We start from the raw sequence: 19697 nt of genomic DNA, 5'->3' as shown, positions 1-19697 counted from the left end.
ATTTGAGGATTAAGAATTGCCTTTTAATTTATCTCCCATGTAACTCTCTTTATCTTTAAAGTAAGGAGAAGAACTACTAGACCCTGACATGCTTTGGGACATGCGCCCTGCAGCATTACCCATCGCATCCACAGCCATACCTGCACCCGCCGATGCGGTGTTGATTGCTGAGTTTGTGGAATTGCTGAAAATACTGGTCACTTTTTGACCCAATGCGCCACCACCACCAGCATGAACAATATAATTGGCGACGGAGGGCACAGTAAAATAGCCAACAATACCGATAATCATAAACACCAGATACGCTATATCTGTACTGCTAAAGAAAGTACCCCCATAATGACGAGCCTGCGCTATGTCAATTTTCAGCATGTTCTCCTGAATCTTTCCAATGATGCTGCCAAAGATATTGGCGACAGGAAGCCATAAGTAGATATTAATGTAGCGTGCCAGCCAGACGGTAAGTGTATGTTGGAAACCATCAAAAACGGCAATACCAAAAACCAGTGGTCCTAAAACAGAAAGTACCACAAGCTGAAAAGTCCGCAGTGTATCAATACAAAGTGAAGCTGCTTCAAAAAGTACCCTTAATACTTCACTCATCCATTCCTTAACTGAATTTCGAAAATTGTACGATGCCTTGGACATCGCAAATTTGATGTCATTTCCAATTCCTTCAAATGCTCCTTCGGCACTGGGATCTGCATTAGCATGCGTGTATTTGTACCATTTATCGCGGTCACCGCTTCCGTCTGTGCCAACATACATTTTCCAAGGATCGGTATCCTTGAGCGCATCTTCTTTTTCTTTAAGCAGTACTTTAATTGCGTTATTCGATCCTTCAACCATCGAGGCAGTTGCCGTAACGGTAGGTTTCATAACCCCATTAATCATATTCAAAACCGAAGGGAAAATCATTATGCAAAACCCAATCACAAACGGGCGGAAAAGTGGATAAAAGTCTATGGGTTCTGCACTGGCTATATGTCTCCAAACTCTGGAAGCAATATACCAGATGGTAGCAAAACCCGCAATTCCCTGTCCAACTCCAAGCAGATTACTACATAAAGGCATCATCTCATCATACAATTGTTCCAGTACGCTATGCAGGCTGTTCATGTTGCCTGCTACTGCTTGTGCCCTGATTGTGAAGGGCAACACCATTCCTACGGCGGCAAATAATGCCCCCTTATTTAACTTTGCCATCTTAGTGAGTATTTAGTTGTTTATCTTGTAAATGCTACGCATGACATTCACATCATTACGCTCTTTTGCGCGCTGTATCACCAGTATTGAAGTGTTGTTGTTGAAGTTTCTCAAAAACAAAAGCTTATCTTGCATATCAGCATAGATTTTGTCAATGGATGCGAGTCGTTCATCATCGGACATCCTGAGTTTATTGGCAGTAATGACGGTAGTTAATTCATCAAGATTTCTAAGGCTTTGTTGAAACAAATTATCGTACACCCTTTCTAGATAGGCTATTTCATCGGGATTGAAATTCCCACTGTTTCGAAAACGAATAAAAGCGGCCTTATATTCCTTTACCAAAAGCACTTGATAGTTAACAATATCCCCAACACGTTTGTACTTTCGAACTGTTGGACTTACCTGCATCATTGCATCGAGGAAAGTTTTATGAATGTCAAAATTTCCTTTCGATAGCTTTTTCACCGTATTATAGCCACCATTAAGAATCTCATAGCCTTTTTTCATATCCTTCAGGATTTGTCTGAACTGGGCAAGCTTTTCTATGTTCAAAATCAATTGTTGCATTTCCTGTGCTTGAGCTGTTACCTTCGACGGTAACAATAAACCCACAAACACAATTCCAATAATTACTATTTTTTTCATGGCAAATCGTTGTTAAAACCGTGCAAGACACGGCTGGTTTTCACATCGTTTCTATCTTTCGCTCTTGACAAAGACAGCAATCGGGTTTGATTCGAGAAGCTTTCGCAAAAAGTGTGATTATCCAACATATTTTTATACAGCACATCTATCCGACTCATCCGCTCATCATCTTTCATTTCAAGCTGATTGTCTGTTATTACTGTAATGAGTTCCTCTAAATTGTCATTGCAATTTTCAATTAGGCGTTCAAATACCCTTTTGATATAATCCACTTCATTCCCGTGGAATAAATCGTCCTGTTGGACTTGCCGGTAAAAACTACCGTAACTTTTCATGATCTTTACCTGAAGGGATACAATTTCAGCAACCTTTACATACTTTTTTATTTTCGGGTTAACCGTCTTGAGCGAATTGAAATAATCAGTGTGAAGATTCAATTCTCCTCTCTTAAAATCACCGACGGTATTGAGTCCTTTCTTGGCGATAGAATATCCCTTTTGGGCATATCCAATATACATTTGAAGAGCTGCAATTTGTTTCAGCAGTACTTGTGCTTGTTTTGCCTGCGCGTAAATGTTTCCATTTAAGAATCCTGCAAGGAGCAGGAATAGAACTATTTTTTTCATCACTTTAGGGTTTTAATAATGAAATCCCATAAAATTTCTTAACAGCATTTACATCATGCTGTGTTTTGGCTCTTTGCAAGATCAGCATAATGTTCTGTTTGTTGAATTGCAGGAGGTCATCATAATTCGTATCGATCTGATCCGCCGCTGCATTGATGATTTCAAGCCTTTTTGCATCGCTCATTTGTGTGGTAAATGAATCAAGGATTAAAAAGATCTGGTCGATATTTTTCATGCTTTCATTCAATATTCCAGAGTATACTTTTTGCATATAGACCAATTCGTCAGCGTTAAAATGGTCGTCTTTCTGGAAAAGACTCCAAGCTCTTTCGTACTCATCCACAAGCCGTACTTGCTTCTGTGTAATGTCCTTGATACGCTGGTAATAGGTAATGATAGATTTAACTTTCATCAGCTCATCATAGTAATTCTTATACAGGTCTTTTTGCTTCTGTGTCCAATCAGAAATCTCCTTAAGTTTTAGTTTTGACAGGGTGTTTTCTAATTTCTTCTGCGCATTCTGTAACCAGATTGTTTTGTTTTGCAGTTTTTGTATTCTAAGGTCAATAGCCTTAATCACTGCTTTTATTGCTTCCTTAATCAGTACGATTGGAATAACAGCAACGGTTTCTGCTGGTCTTGCCGGAGTGTTCACTAACAACAGACACAACAGGCAAATCATAATTTTCTTCTTTGCTTTCATATATGTAAAATTTATTTGTTATTGGTCATATATGTTATCGTCTTTTATTTATTGGTGTTTGCTTGCGCAAACGGCTTGTTAATGACGATTTCATAATCTTAAAATTTAGTTTCCATTTCTCATATATTCGAGAGCATCTATTTATTTTTTGTCCTCATGCTTGCTCCGCAAGTCCATTGCCAGTGCAGCAATGCCCTTTCTAATGTCTCCATCGAATTTCTTAGCGTAGGCTTGCACTTTAACCTTTTCAGTTTCTTCGGTAGTGTAAGCGAGGTATTCTTCAAGGGATACTTCGGTGCGGTACACTTTAGAAAGCATTCCCCCAAGAGAGATAAATACTTCCTTGTATTTTTTATCAGGGTCATTGGACTTATTTACCGAAAGCACTAGTGCTTTTTCTTTTTCTGTAAGTCCCAGCAGTTCTTGTATTTGTTCGAATTTATTCTGATACTTACTTTGATCCAGTAATATCTTGCAATCACTGTTATTAATAATAGCCTGCTTTACTACTGGGGAAGAAATAATATCTTCCACTTCTTGTGTAACCACTATTGCTTCGCCAAAAAACTTTCTAACAGTCTTAAATAAATACTTTATATACTCCGCCATACCCTCCTTAGCAATAGCTTTCCAAGCTTCTTCAATCAAAATCATTTTTCGGACGCCTTTGAGTTTTCGCATCTTACTGATGAATACTTCCATGATAATAATGGTCACAACAGGAAAGAGAATTGGATGATCCTTGATATTATCCAACTCAAAAACAATAAAGCGTTCTTTTAATAGTTCTAGATTTTCGGTAGCATTCAAGAGGTAATCAAATTCGCCTCCCTGATAATATGGACGCAATACGTAAAGAAAATTGTTCACGTCAAAATCCTTTTCCTTAACCTTATCTCCTTCCAATATTTTTACAAAATCGCCTTTCAGGAAATCGTAAAAAGTATTGAAGCAAGGAAACAAATCGGGATTGGCATCTAGTCTTTCATAGTAGAGTTGCAACGCGTTGGACAGTGCCACATATTCACTCCTATTGAATGTTTCATTGTCCTTTTTCCATAAAGCCAAGAGCAATGTTTTGATACTTTCTTTTTTCTCTGTATCCAAATTATCCCCTTCGCTGATATAAAACGGATTGAATCGTATGGGGTTCTTTTCATCATAGGTAAAATAATAGCCACCCACCATATCGCACAATCCTTTGTAGCTGTGTCCAACATCAACAAGTACAATATGGGTTCCCTGCTCGTAGTAACTTCTAACCATGTGATTGGTAAAAAAGGATTTCCCGCTACCCGAAGGACCTAGTATAAATTTGTTTCGGTTCGTACAAATCCCCATTTTAATAGGTTCGTCACTAATGTCAACATGAACTGGTTTTCCTGTCAAACGGTCTCCCAATCTAATGCCAATTGGACTAATTGAAGAGCGATAGCCTGTTTCTAAATTCAGAAAACAAGTAGCTTGTTCTGCGAACGTGTCAAAGGTGTCGTTCATAGGAAAGTCTGCCGAGTTTCCGGGAATGCCCGCCCAAAAAATCTGTGCAGCACCCACGGTTTCCTGCTTCGCTGCCGCATCCATCTGCGCCAGTGCGGAAGAAACTTTGTTCTTCAGGTCTTTCAGTTCCTCTTTATCGTCAGTCCACACCAATACATTAAAATGGGCTTTGACTGGCAATCGTTGCTGGCTGATAGCCTCATTGAGAAAATCATTCGTGGCATCACGCGCAATGAGATTCTCTCTGCTGTAAGCCGACAAGGACTGTAACCGCAATCTTTTACTTTCCAGTTTCTGCAATGTTTTCTGGAAATCCTCTATGAAAATATACTGGTTGTAAATGTGGTTACAGGAAAGCAATTGACCCAAGGTCGAGGCAAAACCAATGCTGAACTTGGTCTTATCCGTGGAATACCTGTCATAGTTAATTCTAGACCCGCATAATGCAGGCAAGTCAGCCGCATCACCCAATGTATAAATTTGACAATGCTTGTCGCCAACCTGTAGTCCATCGTTGAAAGCGATGTCCTTAAAAACAAACGAATTTTCTTTTTCAGACAAAAAGCAGTACCTCTCTATAATCCCAATCTTTCTGCTGTGACTTCGAAGTTCATTATTGCCAAGGCGTGTCAGTTTGACAAAACCACTGTCTTCCAATATTCGTGCAAATTGTCCTGTGCTGTCAATAAATTCCTGACGGAGTTGCGCCTTTAATGTTTCTTCAGGAACTATGGAAGTTCGGAGTAAATTAGAGAATAAGGAACTGGATGTTTTTCTCCCTTGCGGTTTCTTGGTTAGGAAAATGTAGCATGAATGATCCAAATAGGGACGCTCGTTAAAAAAACGTTCACTACTGCGGGTAAGGAAACTGGTATCTTCACTTATAAAATCCGCTTGAAACTTACTATCGATAAACCAGTCCTGTTTATGGAATACACTGAACTTTGGGAGTAACTTTATAGCTTTAAGCCACGCCTGATGGAACCCTTCGTATTCCTGATCTGACAAGGTAAATATCTCAGGAAGTTCTGCCTTGAATACCACAGTCACATCTCCTTGTTTGGAGAGGATACAATCATGCTCCACATCCATAATCGGTAAAATATCATCTATCCTCTTTTCCATCATCCTCTTTGTTTACCTGTTACTAATTTTAACCAAATACTATTTTTCCATTTTGAAAATTTTCCTGCTTTGGACTCTGATTCCTTTTGGAACCTGTCTTTTAGCCAAAGCTTTCATCATCCCATGTTCACCATATTTATGGCTCATTCGGTATATATACAAAACCAATAGCGTTCCTGCGATCCCAATAATCCCTACGCAAACAAATGACGGCAAGCCTACTATGTACATTACGGCAAACAGAATCATAAGAACTACAACACCACCGCCCAAATACCATATATACTGTGCCTTCAACCCCTTGAATTCAATACTTTGGTTGATTCCTTTATTGATTTGATATACACTATTTACCATATTGCTATTTTAAAATTTCATTCTGCTATTTTTTCTCATCCCTGCATAGGATCGTTGTTGCCATTTGTCACTATTACTTTCGGAAGTTGAAAAACTGTTTGATTTTTCCATATGCTCATTGCTGTTCTTTACTGTCAATTGAATTACCAGCGTCTCATTAGATTCTGCGGTTTCTCCATTGATACTGGCATCTTGTGGATTATCTTGCTTTAATTGATTCTCCTGAATTTTCAATGCTATTTCCCTTTCGAGGCTAGATAGTTCACTTTTCATCTGTTGCAATTCATGCTCCTTGCTAAAGGGTTTTGCAGTTAATTGCTGTAATTCTGGTAACTGTGCTTCAATATCATTCAAGGACTTTTGGTACTTTTCCCTGAGATGCTCTACTCTGTCAATGGCACTCAAGAAATGACGGGCTGCCAATTTTGGATTGTCTACATTAGGCGTTCCTCCATTGAGAGTATATTTAATGCCTTCCTCCAAACGCTGTGCATAAAAGCTGTTAGAATAGCGGTATTGGTACAGCCCATCATTCTGATAGGCTTCTCGTTCCCTTTTTATATACAGTCCAAAATCATAGAGCTTACCAATTTGTTTCGCTTCGCTTTCTCCATCGGGAGGTTTCCAATTTTTATAGAGATTGATAATCTGCTTACCGATACTTTCGGAATCTTGTACTTTAAAGTCATACAATTGTATTGGATTTGCTTTTGTTCCGTCACTTTCATACTTCAGGCTCTTTTTGTAAAAGCCTTCATCCACAGTGAGCTTATCCAATGTTTTGGTAGTAACCGTTTTTTCCTCTATTAGATATTCAACCTGATGCTTCGTTCTTGAAATTTCCTTGTAATGTGCTTTTTTAAGGCTTTCCATCACGGCTACTTTCTTTTCCAATTTTGATTTTTCCAGTAAGGAAGTATCACCCGATAATACTGCGATATATTCCGAAAAGTTCATTCCGCTTTTCTCATCCATAGAACCCTCATCAATAGACCTGACATTGAGTTCACAGTTTTTCATCTGGCTGATGAAAGTCTGTTTATTTTTCAATAGATTGAATTTGTAATTATCTAGTGACTGCTCCGTAGCATAGATAAAATTCTTCACTTTATTATCGTAATATTTTTTGGCAACTTCATTTCCTTGTCTGCCTCCACGTCCATTACGTTGACCTAAATCCGATGGCCTCCAAGGAATATCCAAATGGTGCATGGCCACAACACGCTTTTGTACATTTAGTCCTGTACCCGCTTTTTCAGTACTTCCCAAAAGGATGCGTATTTCGCCTGTATTCATTTTGGAAAACAGTTGCACTTTCTTTTTATCCGTCCAATCGTGGATGTAGGTAATCTCATGGGCAGGTATATTAAAGTCCGTCACCAGTTTTTCTTTAAGGGCATCGTACATATTGAAAGCATCTGGCTTGGGTGTTCCGATATCCGAAAAGACAATCTGAGTTCCTTTATGTTGGGTTGAAGCATTATAAATTTCAGCCACATTTCGAGCGCAGGTATTCACTTTATTATTGGGATGATCGCCGTATCCTTCGTCTATCAGGCGCATATCGGCAGCCATCTTTTTAGCATAATTGGTGGCGATTAGCATCCTTCCTCTATCTTCCTCTCTAGTAAGGGGTGCCCTTCCAATAAGTGTCGCATCGCCCGTCTTTGCAAACTGCATGAGCTGTGTAATGAACTCACTTTGTTCTGGTGTTGGACTGATATTGACAAGCTGTTCGTCTATTTCTGGTTTGTCCAAATCAATATGCCTTGCTGTTTTATAATCTGTAATCTCATTATAGAATAGTGCTAATTCCGGAACTTTAATAAAATGACGGAAACGTTCTTTGGCAATAATTTCATTGGTGACCGAAAATTCAAAATCAGTTGTTTTCCTTGCAAAAACAGATGCCCATCCATCAAAATTTTCAATATGCTGGCGTTCCATTTCTTTTGGACGCAGGTATTTAAAAAGCAGATACATTTCAGTTAAACTGTTTGAAATGGGTGTTCCAGAAAGAAAGGTCACACACAAATCCGAATCAAATTTTTCCTGAAGTGAACGGACAGCAAACAGCATATTAAGCGCTTTTTGGCTTCCTTGCATATTTCCAATTCCTGCAACACGGTCATGACGGGTAGTGAAAGTCAGGTTCTTGAATTTATGCGATTCATCCACGAACAAATGGTCAATTCCCATTTCTTTAAAGTTGATTCCGCTGTCTTTCTTTTCCTCAATATCCTTTAATAAACCTTTAAGTTTTCCATCCAAATTGTTTTTACGTATCTCAAGTCCTTTGAGTATTTTTTTTGATATGTCCCCACCTAAATCTTTTACCGTTTCAAGATCTCTTTCTACATTATCGAGTTCATTTTGCAATATCTCTTTCTGGATTTCCGGAGATTGTGGAATTTTCCCGAACTGATCGTGTGTCAGAATGATGCAATCCCAATTATTATTTTTTATTTCATGGAACAGCCTTACTCTTTTGGCTGGCGTAAAATCATTTTCTCCAGGAGCCAAAATTCGGGCATTGGGATAGGCCTTGCGATAGGTCGTTGCAATTTGGTCAACGTTGGCATGAAGCGCGAGTATTGCTGGTTTGTGTATGATTCCCAATCGCTTCATTTCATTGGCTGCTACAATCATGGTAAGTGTTTTGCCCAATCCTACCTCATGGTCAATTAATGCACCTCGGTTCTGAATGATACGCCACGCAGCGTTTTTCTGTGAACTGTACAAATCTTCAATTTCAAGGGCTTTTTTATCCAAGCCAGGAAAACTCAGATGGCTACCATCATATTCTCGTAGGACATAACAATTGAACGTTTCATTATACAGGTTTTCCAATTCTTTTTTATCGCTTTCTTGCAATTCTTGTAGCCATTCTATAAAACCTGTACGGATGTTCTCAATTTTTTGATGTGCCAATTGTATGGCCTCATTGTCGGGTAATCGTATCGGTTTGTCACTTGGGCCATTAACTTCATAGGTAAAAAATGGAGTCGTATTTTCCAAAGCGTGTTCCAATATGGTATAACCGTAGGTTGTCCTTCCACTTTTGGTCGTTACCGCAAATTCTCTGTCAATTTTGGTATTATGTCCCGTACTGACTTTAAAAGTATCCAGTGATGGGAAATAATTAATTTCCGTAGCCTGTTCAAATAATTGTTTGGCAAAATCTGCATAATAATTCATTGGAATCCATCTCTCTCCAAGATTAAAATCCAAAAGTTCAAAGGGTATGCGCTCTGGCTGTACTTTTTCCAGTGCCATCATTCCTTTATAATAATGCGTATTTTCAGGATATTGCTGTACCGCTTGTTTAGCCTGTTGCAACTTTTCCACAACATTACCACTTAGATACAGGTCTGAAGTTTCCCAATCCTGACGCATAGGGTTAAGATAAATATGATGGTTCAGACTTTCTATCGCCTCATATTCTTCAAGTCCCGTGGCAGCAGTTATAAATCCTAGATCCACATTTCCCTTTTCGTTCAAGCTTCTGGCAAGTGCTTCGATTGGATCATCCGTAAAGTAGCGTTCCTGTTGCTTTACTATGGATTGGCTCAAAATATCCGACTTCACATACCGTTCTCCCTCTTTGCGTTCCAATGAAGAAAGTACCGTGAACCCGAAAGCCGAATCCTGCATAATTAACCTGCGATTCTCAGCACTATTAAGAATACCATACTGAGAAACAAACTTTGTGTACTGTAAATCCAAATTTTTTCGCACTTGGTTACTGGCAGTTTCATCTGATTGCTCTTTTTCAAACAGTTCCAAGTAATTATCCCTGATAACAATGTAGGAATCGTAAAATTTCAAATTGCCCTGTAATGGTAACGGTTGGAAAAAAGCCTGTTTATGATCGTTATTGATATCATTGATAGTTCCAATTGCTCCTCCGAGTCTCACCAATGTTCCGTCTTTATAGAAGGATTTGAATGCGGTGACTTCCTCATAAAGCTGTCTTTCCAGATTAAAAGCTGATTCAAGGGTTGTATCTCCTTCATAAATATATCCATGATCATATTGTTGAAGCGTATTAGATAAAGCCAATAGTTCATGGGGTAATAATCCGCCATTCATCCAGTTGGATGAAAAACCATCTATCTCTTTTACATTGGAATATAACTTGTACAGGTACCGATTAGTCTTGATTTGTTTGGCGGTAATAAGCATCACATTTTCATGTGATGGATTATCTGTTGTGCGTATCGTACTTAGTATTCGTGCTGTTTTTTTGTCAACTATAGTTTCGTCGAGTGGATTGATATAGTCCATCGCACGATTGATATTTTCAGCTGGTACTGTATCAAATAATCCCAACTGAACAGAAATACCGCTTGCTTTGCTTTCTGGCATGAGCAAGTAGGTGAATTTTTGTCCCAATACTTCGGGTTGCTGAACAATACCTGCTTTTTGTGCTTGGTCAAAGCGCTCTTTGCTAAAATTTTCCTTTAATCCTTCAGTTATCGTTTGTGCCAGACGCTTTTCAATTGAATTAATATCGCCACTTTGCCATACCCTTTGATGTGCCTGTCCGTATTGATTTTTGCCAGCTTGTACTTCATCTCCAATGATTACTTCAGGATGATGGTACAGGTATTCATTTATACTATATTTTCCAAACTCGTTTTCCATTCCAACAGTTTGCAACAGATTATTTTCATCATCTGAAAACATCTTTTTGTCTGTGTTTTTTTGGACAATGAGTAAATGGTTTGGAGCTTCCGTGTTTCCAGTTTCCTTCATCAGGTTGTCGGGCATAACAGCCAGACTTACGAAATCTGCCTTTTGAAAAAGATATTCTCGAGCACTTTCATTTGAAGGACTATTCAAAAAACCATCTGTCGTGATATATGCCATGAGTCCCCCATCGGCTAGTTTGTCCAGTCCTTTTGCAAAGAAATAATTATGAATTTTGCCTGAGATCGCTTTATCAGGATAGGCTTCATCATAAACTGAAAAATTACCAAAAGGAATATTGCTGACCACAAGATCATAACTGTTGTTGTCATTTGTTGGAGTTTCCTCCAATCCTGCAATATGCGTGGTACTGTTTACTGTTAGTGTACTGTTCAATACCGATAGAACCAATCCGCTCAATCTGTCTTTTTCGACGGCAGTAATCTGCTCCATATTTTTAAATACTTCTTCGGCTTCCGTGATGAAAATTCCTGAACCTGCCGATGGTTCATATAATCTTTTAGGGGCAATACCTTGTTCTTTTAAAGTATTGTACAATGTTCTGGGAACAATTTCAGGTGTGTAAAAGGCGGTAAGCACACTATTACGAAGTGATGAAACAACCTCATTGTACTGCTTTTGCGAATAATGTTCCTGCAACAATTCATGCAGGCGAGTCATCTCTGGATACAGCCTCAGGTCTTCGTTTGTGGCACCAGACTTTATCCAGTCTTCAGCAGTGCCATTTGGATATAAGACAGCCTTGATACCGCCAAAACCTGCGTATGCCTTTAGAGACGCTATAGCTTCTTCAGCAAGGACGTCACCCTGCTGCCATTGCATGGCAATAGTTATCGCCTTGATATTGGCACTTAGTTTTTGGGATAGATTGTAAGCCATAATTACTCCTTTTCATACTGTACACTTCCATAAATAGCTCAACTCAGATAGTCAGCAATCTGACCAATAACGGCATTCCTTAAAGTAGGATCTTCTTCATTTTCTTTTGTAAAACCAATAGTTTCAAAAATTTCCCTGCAACTTTCCATCAAGTTGATTACCTCATATCTGAGAATGCCTGATTTACTAAAAGTGGCATAGGTATCTTCAAACTCCTCTTCTAATAGACTACAGATATATAGAAATCGGGAAGGCTTCAAATCTTCGGTAAGTACATTGAGACAAATTTCCTCTATGATATATTGGGGCGTACCCTCTGATAGCATATCCTCCATAATGGATTTTACAGCGTTTACTTTTTCATTGAGGTAATCCATTACGGAGTACTCTTCCTGTAAAGTAAACATCAGGTCAGGGTTGTTATGGATGATATAGAACCATAGCTTTTCTTTCAGGATATTTTCCATAACGTTGGGTTTTAAATTCCAAAGAAGGATTTGATTACAGTTGCCACTACAACTAGAAAAACACAACTACCAAACCAAGCTGCAGCCACTTTTCCAGTATCAGGATCTCCTGCATTCCACTTTTGGTACACCTTGACAGCACCTATTAAACCCAAGAGCGCACCAATGGCATACATCAATTGGGTACCCGCATCAAAATAACTTCTTACCTTTTGATTGGCTTCATTAATTCCTGCAAGACCGTCTTGGGCGTAGGATTGGTAATTTATTGTCAGTAGTACCAGAAGCATACTGGCAACAACAATTCTTTGTTTGGTAAACATTTTAAAATTCCAACTGCACTTTTTCATAACACATTATTTTAAAGTTTAAATAATTGATAAAAAGCGAAGGGGTTGCCGCTGTCGCAATTCCACTTTCCTGTTACATATGCCATACCGCGCCGGGATGGACAGGGGCATTTCCTCCGCTATATTGTTTTAGTGTTTTCAATTCCATAATTCTTCCGCTTCCACCTGAGTTAAGGTCACAGATTCGAGTTTGTCACATTCTGAGACAATTAGTTCGCTGACTGAACTACTAAATGGAGAATTTTTAACATTGGGATATTCGGTAAGAACCAATCGGAGATAGTCGATAAATTCTTGTTTGAGAAGTTTTCTTTTGGTTGCATCTGTGACAACATTTTTTAGTCGCTCCACCAAGTTTTCAACTTCCTCAAACGTATTGTCTGATATTGCAAATTCAGATTGAAAGGATGGTATTTCAGGAGGGTCAATACGACTCGACTCAAATGAAGTGTTTTGGAGCCTTGTTTTCTCTAAACTACGAAATGGAAATTTTCGCTTACCCTTTATGATGTCTTTGATTTCTTCAAAGTAAAATCGAAAGGCAATAAACAAATACCAACTTGCTAATAGTAGGGTAACTACAACTATGTAATTTACCCAAGAAATGTTTGTAAACATACGTTCTTCATTTTATCGTTCAACATTAGTTTCTTATAATCCGCTTAGTGAAATGCTTTCCAAATCCGGACCTTCATCATTACAGGGCAAAGAAACGGCGGTTAACAAACTGCTACAAGTCCAACTTTTTGTTGTACCCCTGTTGTACCCCTTGGACCCTCAGTAAAATCAAGGAGAAAAAAAATAAAAAAAGAAGAAAAATAAAAAAGCCTCCACAGTAGGAGGCTAATTAGAATGCATAATTGGATGAAATCTAAAACAAAACGGATTGTTTTTAGGGATGTTCACCCAGTATTAAAATACAATAAATTCTATATACGACTTATTTATAAGCTGACATCCGTCTTCTGTGAGCACAAAATATACGGTATACTCTGCTGTTTGGGGTAAGCTTTTTTTCAACACTGAGGCAAAATCAGTGTTTTTTCGCACGGTGCTATAGGTTACAATTGCCTTTTTACCTGAACTCATGATTCTGATTTCTTTAATTGCATCAAAAGCTTCATCTGCGATCTTTACTTTTTGAATGTGCGATTCTATATCCTCTTTAGAAGTAGGTAACAAATAAGGTTTCGCTGCAGCTGTAAAGTCTACTAAAGGCTTCCCTGCATCCATTAGTTTTTGGGTACGTTGGACAAGGACTAACCCTTTTTGTTCTAATCCAGACTTTAAAATCATGCGAGCGTGTTCGGGGTCACCACGAAAAACATAATGATCCATCACTCTTGGATATTGATATTTTTTTATAATAAGTTCCGTTGCCGTTTTCTGGTCTAACTTATTCGTATTGCAACCAGTCATTAGAATGATTGTAACTGTTAAAATGTAAGATAGCTTTTTCATGTTTGTAAATTTTAGATTTATTGTTCTTCAGTTAATACTCTTTTATTCGTTTAATCATGCGTTCCAAAGTTTCGATTGCTATTTCCTTGTCCCGTTCTTCGGCAACATAGGCTTTGCTACGCATGGAATCGTATGAAAGGTCATTCTTGTTAGGTGTCGATAAAAAGGGAACTATTGTTTTAAAGACCTGATTCATTGATTTTGAAATAAGAATTTTTAATTCATCGGATGCCCTAAGTATTAAAGCTATCTGATCCGTTGAAAGTTTACATAAAACCTTACTGGAAGGGTAATCTATTATGGGGGCCCTATATGTTTTCCTTTCAATAATTTGAAAGGGTACACTTAAGTAGTTTGCAAATCTTGATTCTACAAAAATTATTAATTCATCCAAGCAAGAAATTAAGGCAGTTGTAACCTCTTTTAGATTATCTCTGTGTAGTTCGTTACTCCTATTTATTACTGTAATTTTATCTAAAAGGAATAGCAATGATGAATAATAATTTCCAACTAAAATTTTAATCTGTTTCTCCTTGGTAAGCGAAAAAACCTGTACCGTAAACTGTGACTGAATAAAAAAAGTTTGCTCGGTCGCTTTTTCAATAATTGCTCTTGATTGAATTGGAGTAATCATTCTGAGATCCGTTTTATTGGGATTAAGGGTTAAAGTCACCACCGAGTCCAGCCACTCTAAAAGATAGGTTTGAGTCATGTTTTTTTACTTTTCATTAGTAAATATTTCTCCCGATCATAGATCGACGGTACTCTAAATCAATGCTAATAGAACATCTCTAACCCAGTCAAAACAATTATTCTATAGTATTCAATGGAAATTTAATCTTAAACGATATTCAGAAGGAGACAGGGAAGTATGCCTTTTAAAAAAATTACTAAAAAAAGAAGAATTACTGAACTGCAATTCCTCTGTAATATCTAAAATGGTTAAATGGTTATTTTTAAGCAAAACTTTAGCTTCTAGCACAATAGCCTCTTCTATAAATTGCTTTGCGGTTTTCTCTGCAACTTCCTTAACGGTTTTTGTAAGATGACCTGTTGTCACAAGTAAAGTATCCGCATAGAATTTTACACTGTGTTGTTTTCGGCAATTTGCTTCTAAAATTTTAAAAAAATCTATAACCAGTTTCTCTTTTCTCGAATGTTTTACACTTATATACCAAGATGACCTATGATATATACTGGCCAATTCATAAAGCAAAAGGTTAAAACTAAAAAGCAATATCTCATTTTTAAAAACATGCTTATTTGAACTTTTCGCTTTGTTTTCCAACAATTTAAACAAATCAATTAGCAGTATTACATCTTTGTTCTTGAGAAGGATTTTGCGAGAGGTTTGTGTAATAAAAAATTCAAAATAGCCAATATGTGGCCACCTAATACTATTCTTAAAAGCAAATTCTGATGTAAATGATAGCTGACTGATTTGTAATTGATCACTCATAATCAAAACTTCACATATAGTTCTTTTTGGAATCACAACGAGTTCATGGACTGACAAATATATTTTTCTATTATTTATTTGTATGCACAAAGAACCCGAATTTACGATCAGTATCGAAAAACAGTCTGTCATAATTAACTCTCTGAAAGCTATTTTAGAGGTAAAGCTTTCAAAAATGCAGACTTGCAAACCTAAATGGAAATATTTTGAATTTTCGTTTACCAAAACAATAATCATTTATAGAATTTTAATTGCAATCAGATTCATAAACTTTACTTTGATTCAAGCTGCTTGAAAGGAGACTTTGAAAGTAATCCAGCCATCAATGAAACTGAACCAAAAAATAAGTTTGAAACGCCGTTCACAAAAAGGAGAAGTGCTAGGGTTCGAGGGTTGCCACTTTTCATCTCGCCATTTGTGAGGTAACCAACTATTTCATCATAGGATAATAGATCTATGATGAAATAAAGGCTAACAAGATTAAAGAGAATCAAAAACACGCAAAACACGCATATTATTTCCTTCTCAATGCGTAGGATTCGATGCATCAGTCAGCTGCAAGATTATTTATCATAATCCCTGCTACTAGTGACATGACAACCGCGGTGGATGAATTATCGATAGCCCCACTAACTCCCCCAACGCGATTACCAACCGATGAATCCCAATCTTTATCTTTTCGCTCCTTGGCGTAATAGATTGAATATCTAGCAATGGATGAAGTGGTTAAGATTATTCTCTTATCCTCATTGGTAAATTGAGTATTAGCCATCACAGAAGCTTCATAAGAAATGATGGATTCATAGATCTCTTCATATGCAGCGTTTTCCCATAAAAATAGAGAGTTCATAAAACTGGAAAGACTATCTTTTGCAACATTTGTCATTGACGAGTTTACAATAGCTTCATTTAATTTGGACTCAGGGTTATTTACAATCTCTTGAATCTCTTCGATATTAATAGGCTGATTTGTTTTCAAATTTGAAAACACCGAATCCCTATTCACTATTGTGATGGCTTCAATCTGTTGGGCGATTTCAGCAATCGTATTATACTGATAGTTACCTGTCAAATAAATATCAAGTATGTCATTATGCAACTTCCCAGCGAAGTCATAAACGTTTGCAGGGTTTTCAGGTGTCAAGTTTTGCACTAGACGAGCGGTTTTTCCTGATTTCTTGCTACTAACTTTACTATCTATACTTTCAGTAGTATCAATAGTATCAGCTGTACAGGAAACAATTAGTAATACTACAATTACTAACCACAATGAAATATTTTTCATGATTAAAATGTGTTAAACGTGACCGACTACTTTATTCGTCAGTTCATTTCACCCGGGTAAGCAGAACTTTAATCTAGCACGATGCTAAATATTTTTGCTTTTGAATTCGAAGCAAATCTAAAAGTCCAATTTCGACCTCGCAACACATTATGTATGGATTTTCGAGAATAATACTATGGATTTCCAGAAAATACACACATAATTTTCAATAAACTATTCACTCATTACCAATTGTTTACATAACATTTAATACAATTTTAAGTAAAACATCCCGTTATCTTTTTGTATAGAAAACAGCCCCCCTCTTTTTACTTTAACCTATGATTAAAAAATATCTAATACTATTATCTCTTTACTTCGTAAATACAGTTTACGCACAGGAAATTGAATTTAAAATTCCTGATTCGCTTAGAAGTAAAAATTATGATTATCTTTTTGACCGAATAGAAGCTTTAAAAGATAACAGAGCTAAACAATCGCTGTATCTTAAATCCTTTTTATATAAGGCAAAAGCAGAAAAAAATTCGGAGGAGATTGTAAATGGATACAAAAATTACATTTATTACTCGCCTGAAAATTTAAAACAGGTCTATGCGGACAGTATGATTTATACTGCAAAAAAAGCGATGGATAACTCCCTGATTGGTTCCGCCTATCTTTCAAAGGGAATTGTATATTATGCTCAGAAAAAACACAATTACGCTTTAGATAATTATCTTATAGCCAATAATTATATTTCCAAAACAAATGATAAGTATTTAATTTATAAGGTAAAATACAATATTGCTAATATCAAATATTACCTAGGCTTTTATGATGAGGCAATTTCCTTGTTTAGGGAATGCATTGATTATTTTAAAGAAGACAACACCAGAGCCTATTTAAATTCTCTTCATTCACTTGGCTTGTGCTATAACAAAATTGGCAATTACGGTTTATGTTCAAAAACAAATGAGAAGGGCATTTTAGAAGGGCAAAGATTAGCTAATGATGAAATGAAGGACTACTTCATCCACTCGGAAGGGATTAACCAGTATTTCAAAAATAATTATGCTTCAGCTATTAAAAAGATTACATACTCACTACCGTCCATACGCAAAAACAAAGATTTTGCAAATGAAGCTGTTGGATATTTCTATATCGGTAAAAGCTATTCAGATCTTAAAGAACCACGAATGGCGCTATCCTATTTCAAAAAAGTAGATACCATTTTTGATGATAAAGGCTACATACGTCCCGATCTTCGCGAGAACTACGAATTATTGATTAACTATTACAAATCGAAAAATAATCCAAAAAGTCAGCTTCATTACATCAGTAAATTACTTAAAGCAGACAGTATTTTAAACAATAAATACAGATACCTATCAGGACGAATCTATAAAGAATACGACACAAAAGAATTAGTTTTAGAAAAGAAAAAAATAGAGAACTCATTAGATAAAAGAAAGCATAATGATTTAATATTCATAAGCGTAATAGCTCTTTTATTTTTTTCTCTACTGTATATTGCCTATAGACATATTAGGAATAAGAGGATTTATAGGCAAAAATTTGAGGAACTAATGAAGAAAAGTGAAATTACCACTAAAGTTGAAGTCAAAAACATTAATTATGGAGTCGAGAGCATAAATCAAGATACTGTAACGGTAGTTTTGAAACAGCTGGAAAAGTTTGAAAAAGATAAAAAATTTCTAGAAAAAGATTTATCTTCTATAAAGCTTGCTGTAGCTTTTGATTCAAATGCAAAATATCTATCCCAAATAATCTACCATTACAGAGGTAAAAAATTTGTAGAGTATATTAATGATCTAAAAGTTGATTATATCATTTCATTATTAAAAAACGATAACAGAATTAGGAATTACACAAACAAGGCACTGGCTGAGGAAGCTGGCTTTAGCAGCACTCAACGTTTTGCAAATGCTTTTATGGCTAAAACGGGTATGCCTACCTCCTATTTTATTGAAGAGCTTAAAAAAGAACAGTTGTAAGTGCATCAATTATTTACATAAAAATTTATCAGTTTTTCAGATGACATAAAATAAAATATCTATCCATTATTACCAATTTTAACAACAAATTATCCCTATCTAATCAGCAAACTTCTATTTTTGTGACCTAATTTAATACAATCCTATCATGAAAGATTTAGTTGCAAAAATCAACGCCGAATTCGAAACATTCAAAACAGAATCTGAGTCACTTATTGAGAAAGGTGTCAAAGCAGCAGGTCCAAGAGCTCGCAAATCAACTTTGGAGCTAGAGAAACTTTTAAAAGAGTTTAGAAAAGTTTCTGTAGAAAATCAGAAGAAGTAACTTATCACAACTATGAGCCCTTTGGATTTTCTGGAGGGCTTTTTTCATCATTCTTGATTTTTAACTAATCTTGTATTCTAGATAAAAGATAATTTGTCATGCCTTTGGCAAAATATTCAATTAAAGCCACATCACTTTTATCTTGCTCGCATTGAACTATTGTAGATATGTATTCTATTTGTTGTTCTTGAGTGGTTATTTCTGGAAAAATTGGAGGACAATTGTTAGCCATTAAAACTGCTCCAATAATAAATTGACTATTATTCGTTATACTTATTAAACATAAAACGTGTCCACATTTTAATGTCATGAGGATACGCAAATAAAGTGTCATCCTTTTTAAAAAAAGTTTTTCCAAAGAAGAACAACTGAAAGTCTTTTTTAAAAGTACTAGGAATCGTATCAATTGCAATAAGATCTTTTGCAATTGATAAATTCTTTAATGTAATTATGTCTTGTCTAGTAACTAACATATTACAAAGGTATTAAATACGTTCATAAGCACAACAGTAATATAATCTTTTCTATGATCTTAACCTTGCAGTTAATGTTAATAGAAATAGATGAAACTTTTAATGATAAAAATGATAATCTTAATTGAG

The 19697-nt window shown here is 36.4% G+C and carries 18 protein-coding genes; 2 read left to right on the top strand and 16 right to left on the bottom strand.

The genetic code is table 11. The annotated features are described in order from the left end of the window. Nucleotides 1–9: 9 nt before the first annotated feature. The 14 genes from traJ to FNW52_RS16925 form a co-directional block, all read right to left on the bottom strand. On the bottom strand, nt 10–1206 hold the full coding sequence (traJ, locus tag FNW52_RS16990) for a conjugative transposon protein TraJ (RefSeq protein ID WP_143378676.1): 1197 nt from the start codon (nt 1204–1206) through the stop codon (nt 10–12). Nucleotides 1207–1218: 12 nt separating this feature from the next. Continuing rightward, entirely contained in the window at nt 1219–1854 is a 636-nt protein-coding gene (locus tag FNW52_RS16985) for a TerB family tellurite resistance protein (protein WP_143378675.1), read from the bottom strand. Continuing rightward, nucleotides 1851–2480, bottom strand: a complete 630-nt coding sequence (locus tag FNW52_RS16980; RefSeq protein WP_143378674.1) for a hypothetical protein — start codon at nt 2478–2480, stop codon at nt 1851–1853. The genes FNW52_RS16985 and FNW52_RS16980 overlap by 4 nt, the downstream gene beginning before the upstream one ends. Nucleotides 2481–2484: 4 nt before the next feature. Then, nucleotides 2485–3183, bottom strand: coding sequence for a conjugal transfer protein TraI (locus FNW52_RS16975; RefSeq protein ID WP_143378673.1), 699 nt, complete (start codon nt 3181–3183; stop codon nt 2485–2487). Between the two features lie 141 nt (nt 3184–3324). Next, a complete protein-coding gene (locus tag FNW52_RS16970) occupies nt 3325–5805 on the bottom strand; it encodes a TraG family conjugative transposon ATPase (protein ID WP_143378672.1) in 2481 nt (826 codons plus the stop codon). Nucleotides 5806–5844: 39 nt separating this feature from the next. Further along, nucleotides 5845–6162 carry a DUF4133 domain-containing protein gene (locus FNW52_RS16965; RefSeq protein WP_143378671.1) on the bottom strand — a complete coding sequence of 106 codons (318 nt, stop codon included), beginning with the start codon at nt 6160–6162 and terminating at the stop codon, nt 5845–5847. Nucleotides 6163–6171: 9 nt separating this feature from the next. After that, nucleotides 6172–11754, bottom strand: coding sequence for a helicase-related protein (locus FNW52_RS16960; protein WP_143378670.1), 5583 nt, complete (start codon nt 11752–11754; stop codon nt 6172–6174). Nucleotides 11755–11792: 38 nt separating this feature from the next. Beyond that, nucleotides 11793–12221 carry a DUF1896 family protein gene (locus tag FNW52_RS16955; protein WP_143378669.1) on the bottom strand — a complete coding sequence of 143 codons (429 nt, stop codon included), beginning with the start codon at nt 12219–12221 and terminating at the stop codon, nt 11793–11795. 11 nt (nt 12222–12232) lie between these two features. Further along, a complete protein-coding gene (locus FNW52_RS16950; protein ID WP_143378668.1) occupies nt 12233–12571 on the bottom strand; it encodes a DUF4134 domain-containing protein in 339 nt (112 codons plus the stop codon). 138 nt (nt 12572–12709) lie between these two features. Further along, nucleotides 12710–13189: a hypothetical protein gene (locus FNW52_RS16945; protein ID WP_143378667.1), complete on the bottom strand. Its 480-nt coding sequence runs from the start codon at nt 13187–13189 to the stop codon at nt 12710–12712. Nucleotides 13190–13483: 294 nt separating this feature from the next. Then, complete coding sequence (locus FNW52_RS16940) at nt 13484–14032, bottom strand: hypothetical protein (protein WP_143378666.1); 549 nt, start codon at nt 14030–14032, stop codon at nt 13484–13486. A gap of 31 nt (nt 14033–14063) precedes the next feature. Next, nucleotides 14064–14744, bottom strand: a complete 681-nt coding sequence (locus FNW52_RS16935) for a hypothetical protein (protein ID WP_143378665.1) — start codon at nt 14742–14744, stop codon at nt 14064–14066. Nucleotides 14745–14855: 111 nt separating this feature from the next. Further along, on the bottom strand, nt 14856–15728 hold the full coding sequence (locus FNW52_RS16930; RefSeq protein WP_143378664.1) for a helix-turn-helix domain-containing protein: 873 nt from the start codon (nt 15726–15728) through the stop codon (nt 14856–14858). Nucleotides 15729–16038: 310 nt separating this feature from the next. Beyond that, nucleotides 16039–16776 (bottom strand): hypothetical protein, encoded by a 738-nt coding sequence (locus FNW52_RS16925; RefSeq protein ID WP_143378663.1) that lies wholly within the window; start codon nt 16774–16776, stop codon nt 16039–16041. A gap of 320 nt (nt 16777–17096) precedes the next feature. Between FNW52_RS16925 and FNW52_RS16920 the strand changes: the two genes are divergently transcribed. Both FNW52_RS16920 and FNW52_RS16915 read left to right on the top strand, forming a co-directional pair. After that, nucleotides 17097–18770 (top strand): AraC family transcriptional regulator, encoded by a 1674-nt coding sequence (locus FNW52_RS16920; RefSeq protein WP_143378662.1) that lies wholly within the window; start codon nt 17097–17099, stop codon nt 18768–18770. Between the two features lie 148 nt (nt 18771–18918). Further along, complete coding sequence (locus FNW52_RS16915) at nt 18919–19095, top strand: histone H1 (RefSeq protein WP_143378661.1); 177 nt, start codon at nt 18919–18921, stop codon at nt 19093–19095. Nucleotides 19096–19159: 64 nt separating this feature from the next. On the opposite strand, the gene FNW52_RS20880 is transcribed toward FNW52_RS16915, so the two are convergent. Both FNW52_RS20880 and FNW52_RS16910 read right to left on the bottom strand, forming a co-directional pair. Then, a complete protein-coding gene (locus tag FNW52_RS20880; RefSeq protein WP_185966022.1) occupies nt 19160–19327 on the bottom strand; it encodes a hypothetical protein in 168 nt (55 codons plus the stop codon). Nucleotides 19328–19355: 28 nt separating this feature from the next. Then, entirely contained in the window at nt 19356–19568 is a 213-nt protein-coding gene (locus FNW52_RS16910) for a hypothetical protein (protein WP_143378660.1), read from the bottom strand. Nucleotides 19569–19697 lie beyond the last annotated feature (129 nt).

It is taken from the genome of Flavobacterium sp. ZT3R18, from assembly GCF_007097385.1.
Taxonomy (GTDB): Bacteria; Bacteroidota; Bacteroidia; order Flavobacteriales; family Flavobacteriaceae; genus Flavobacterium.
This window is presented reverse-complemented; position numbering and strand designations above follow the sequence as displayed.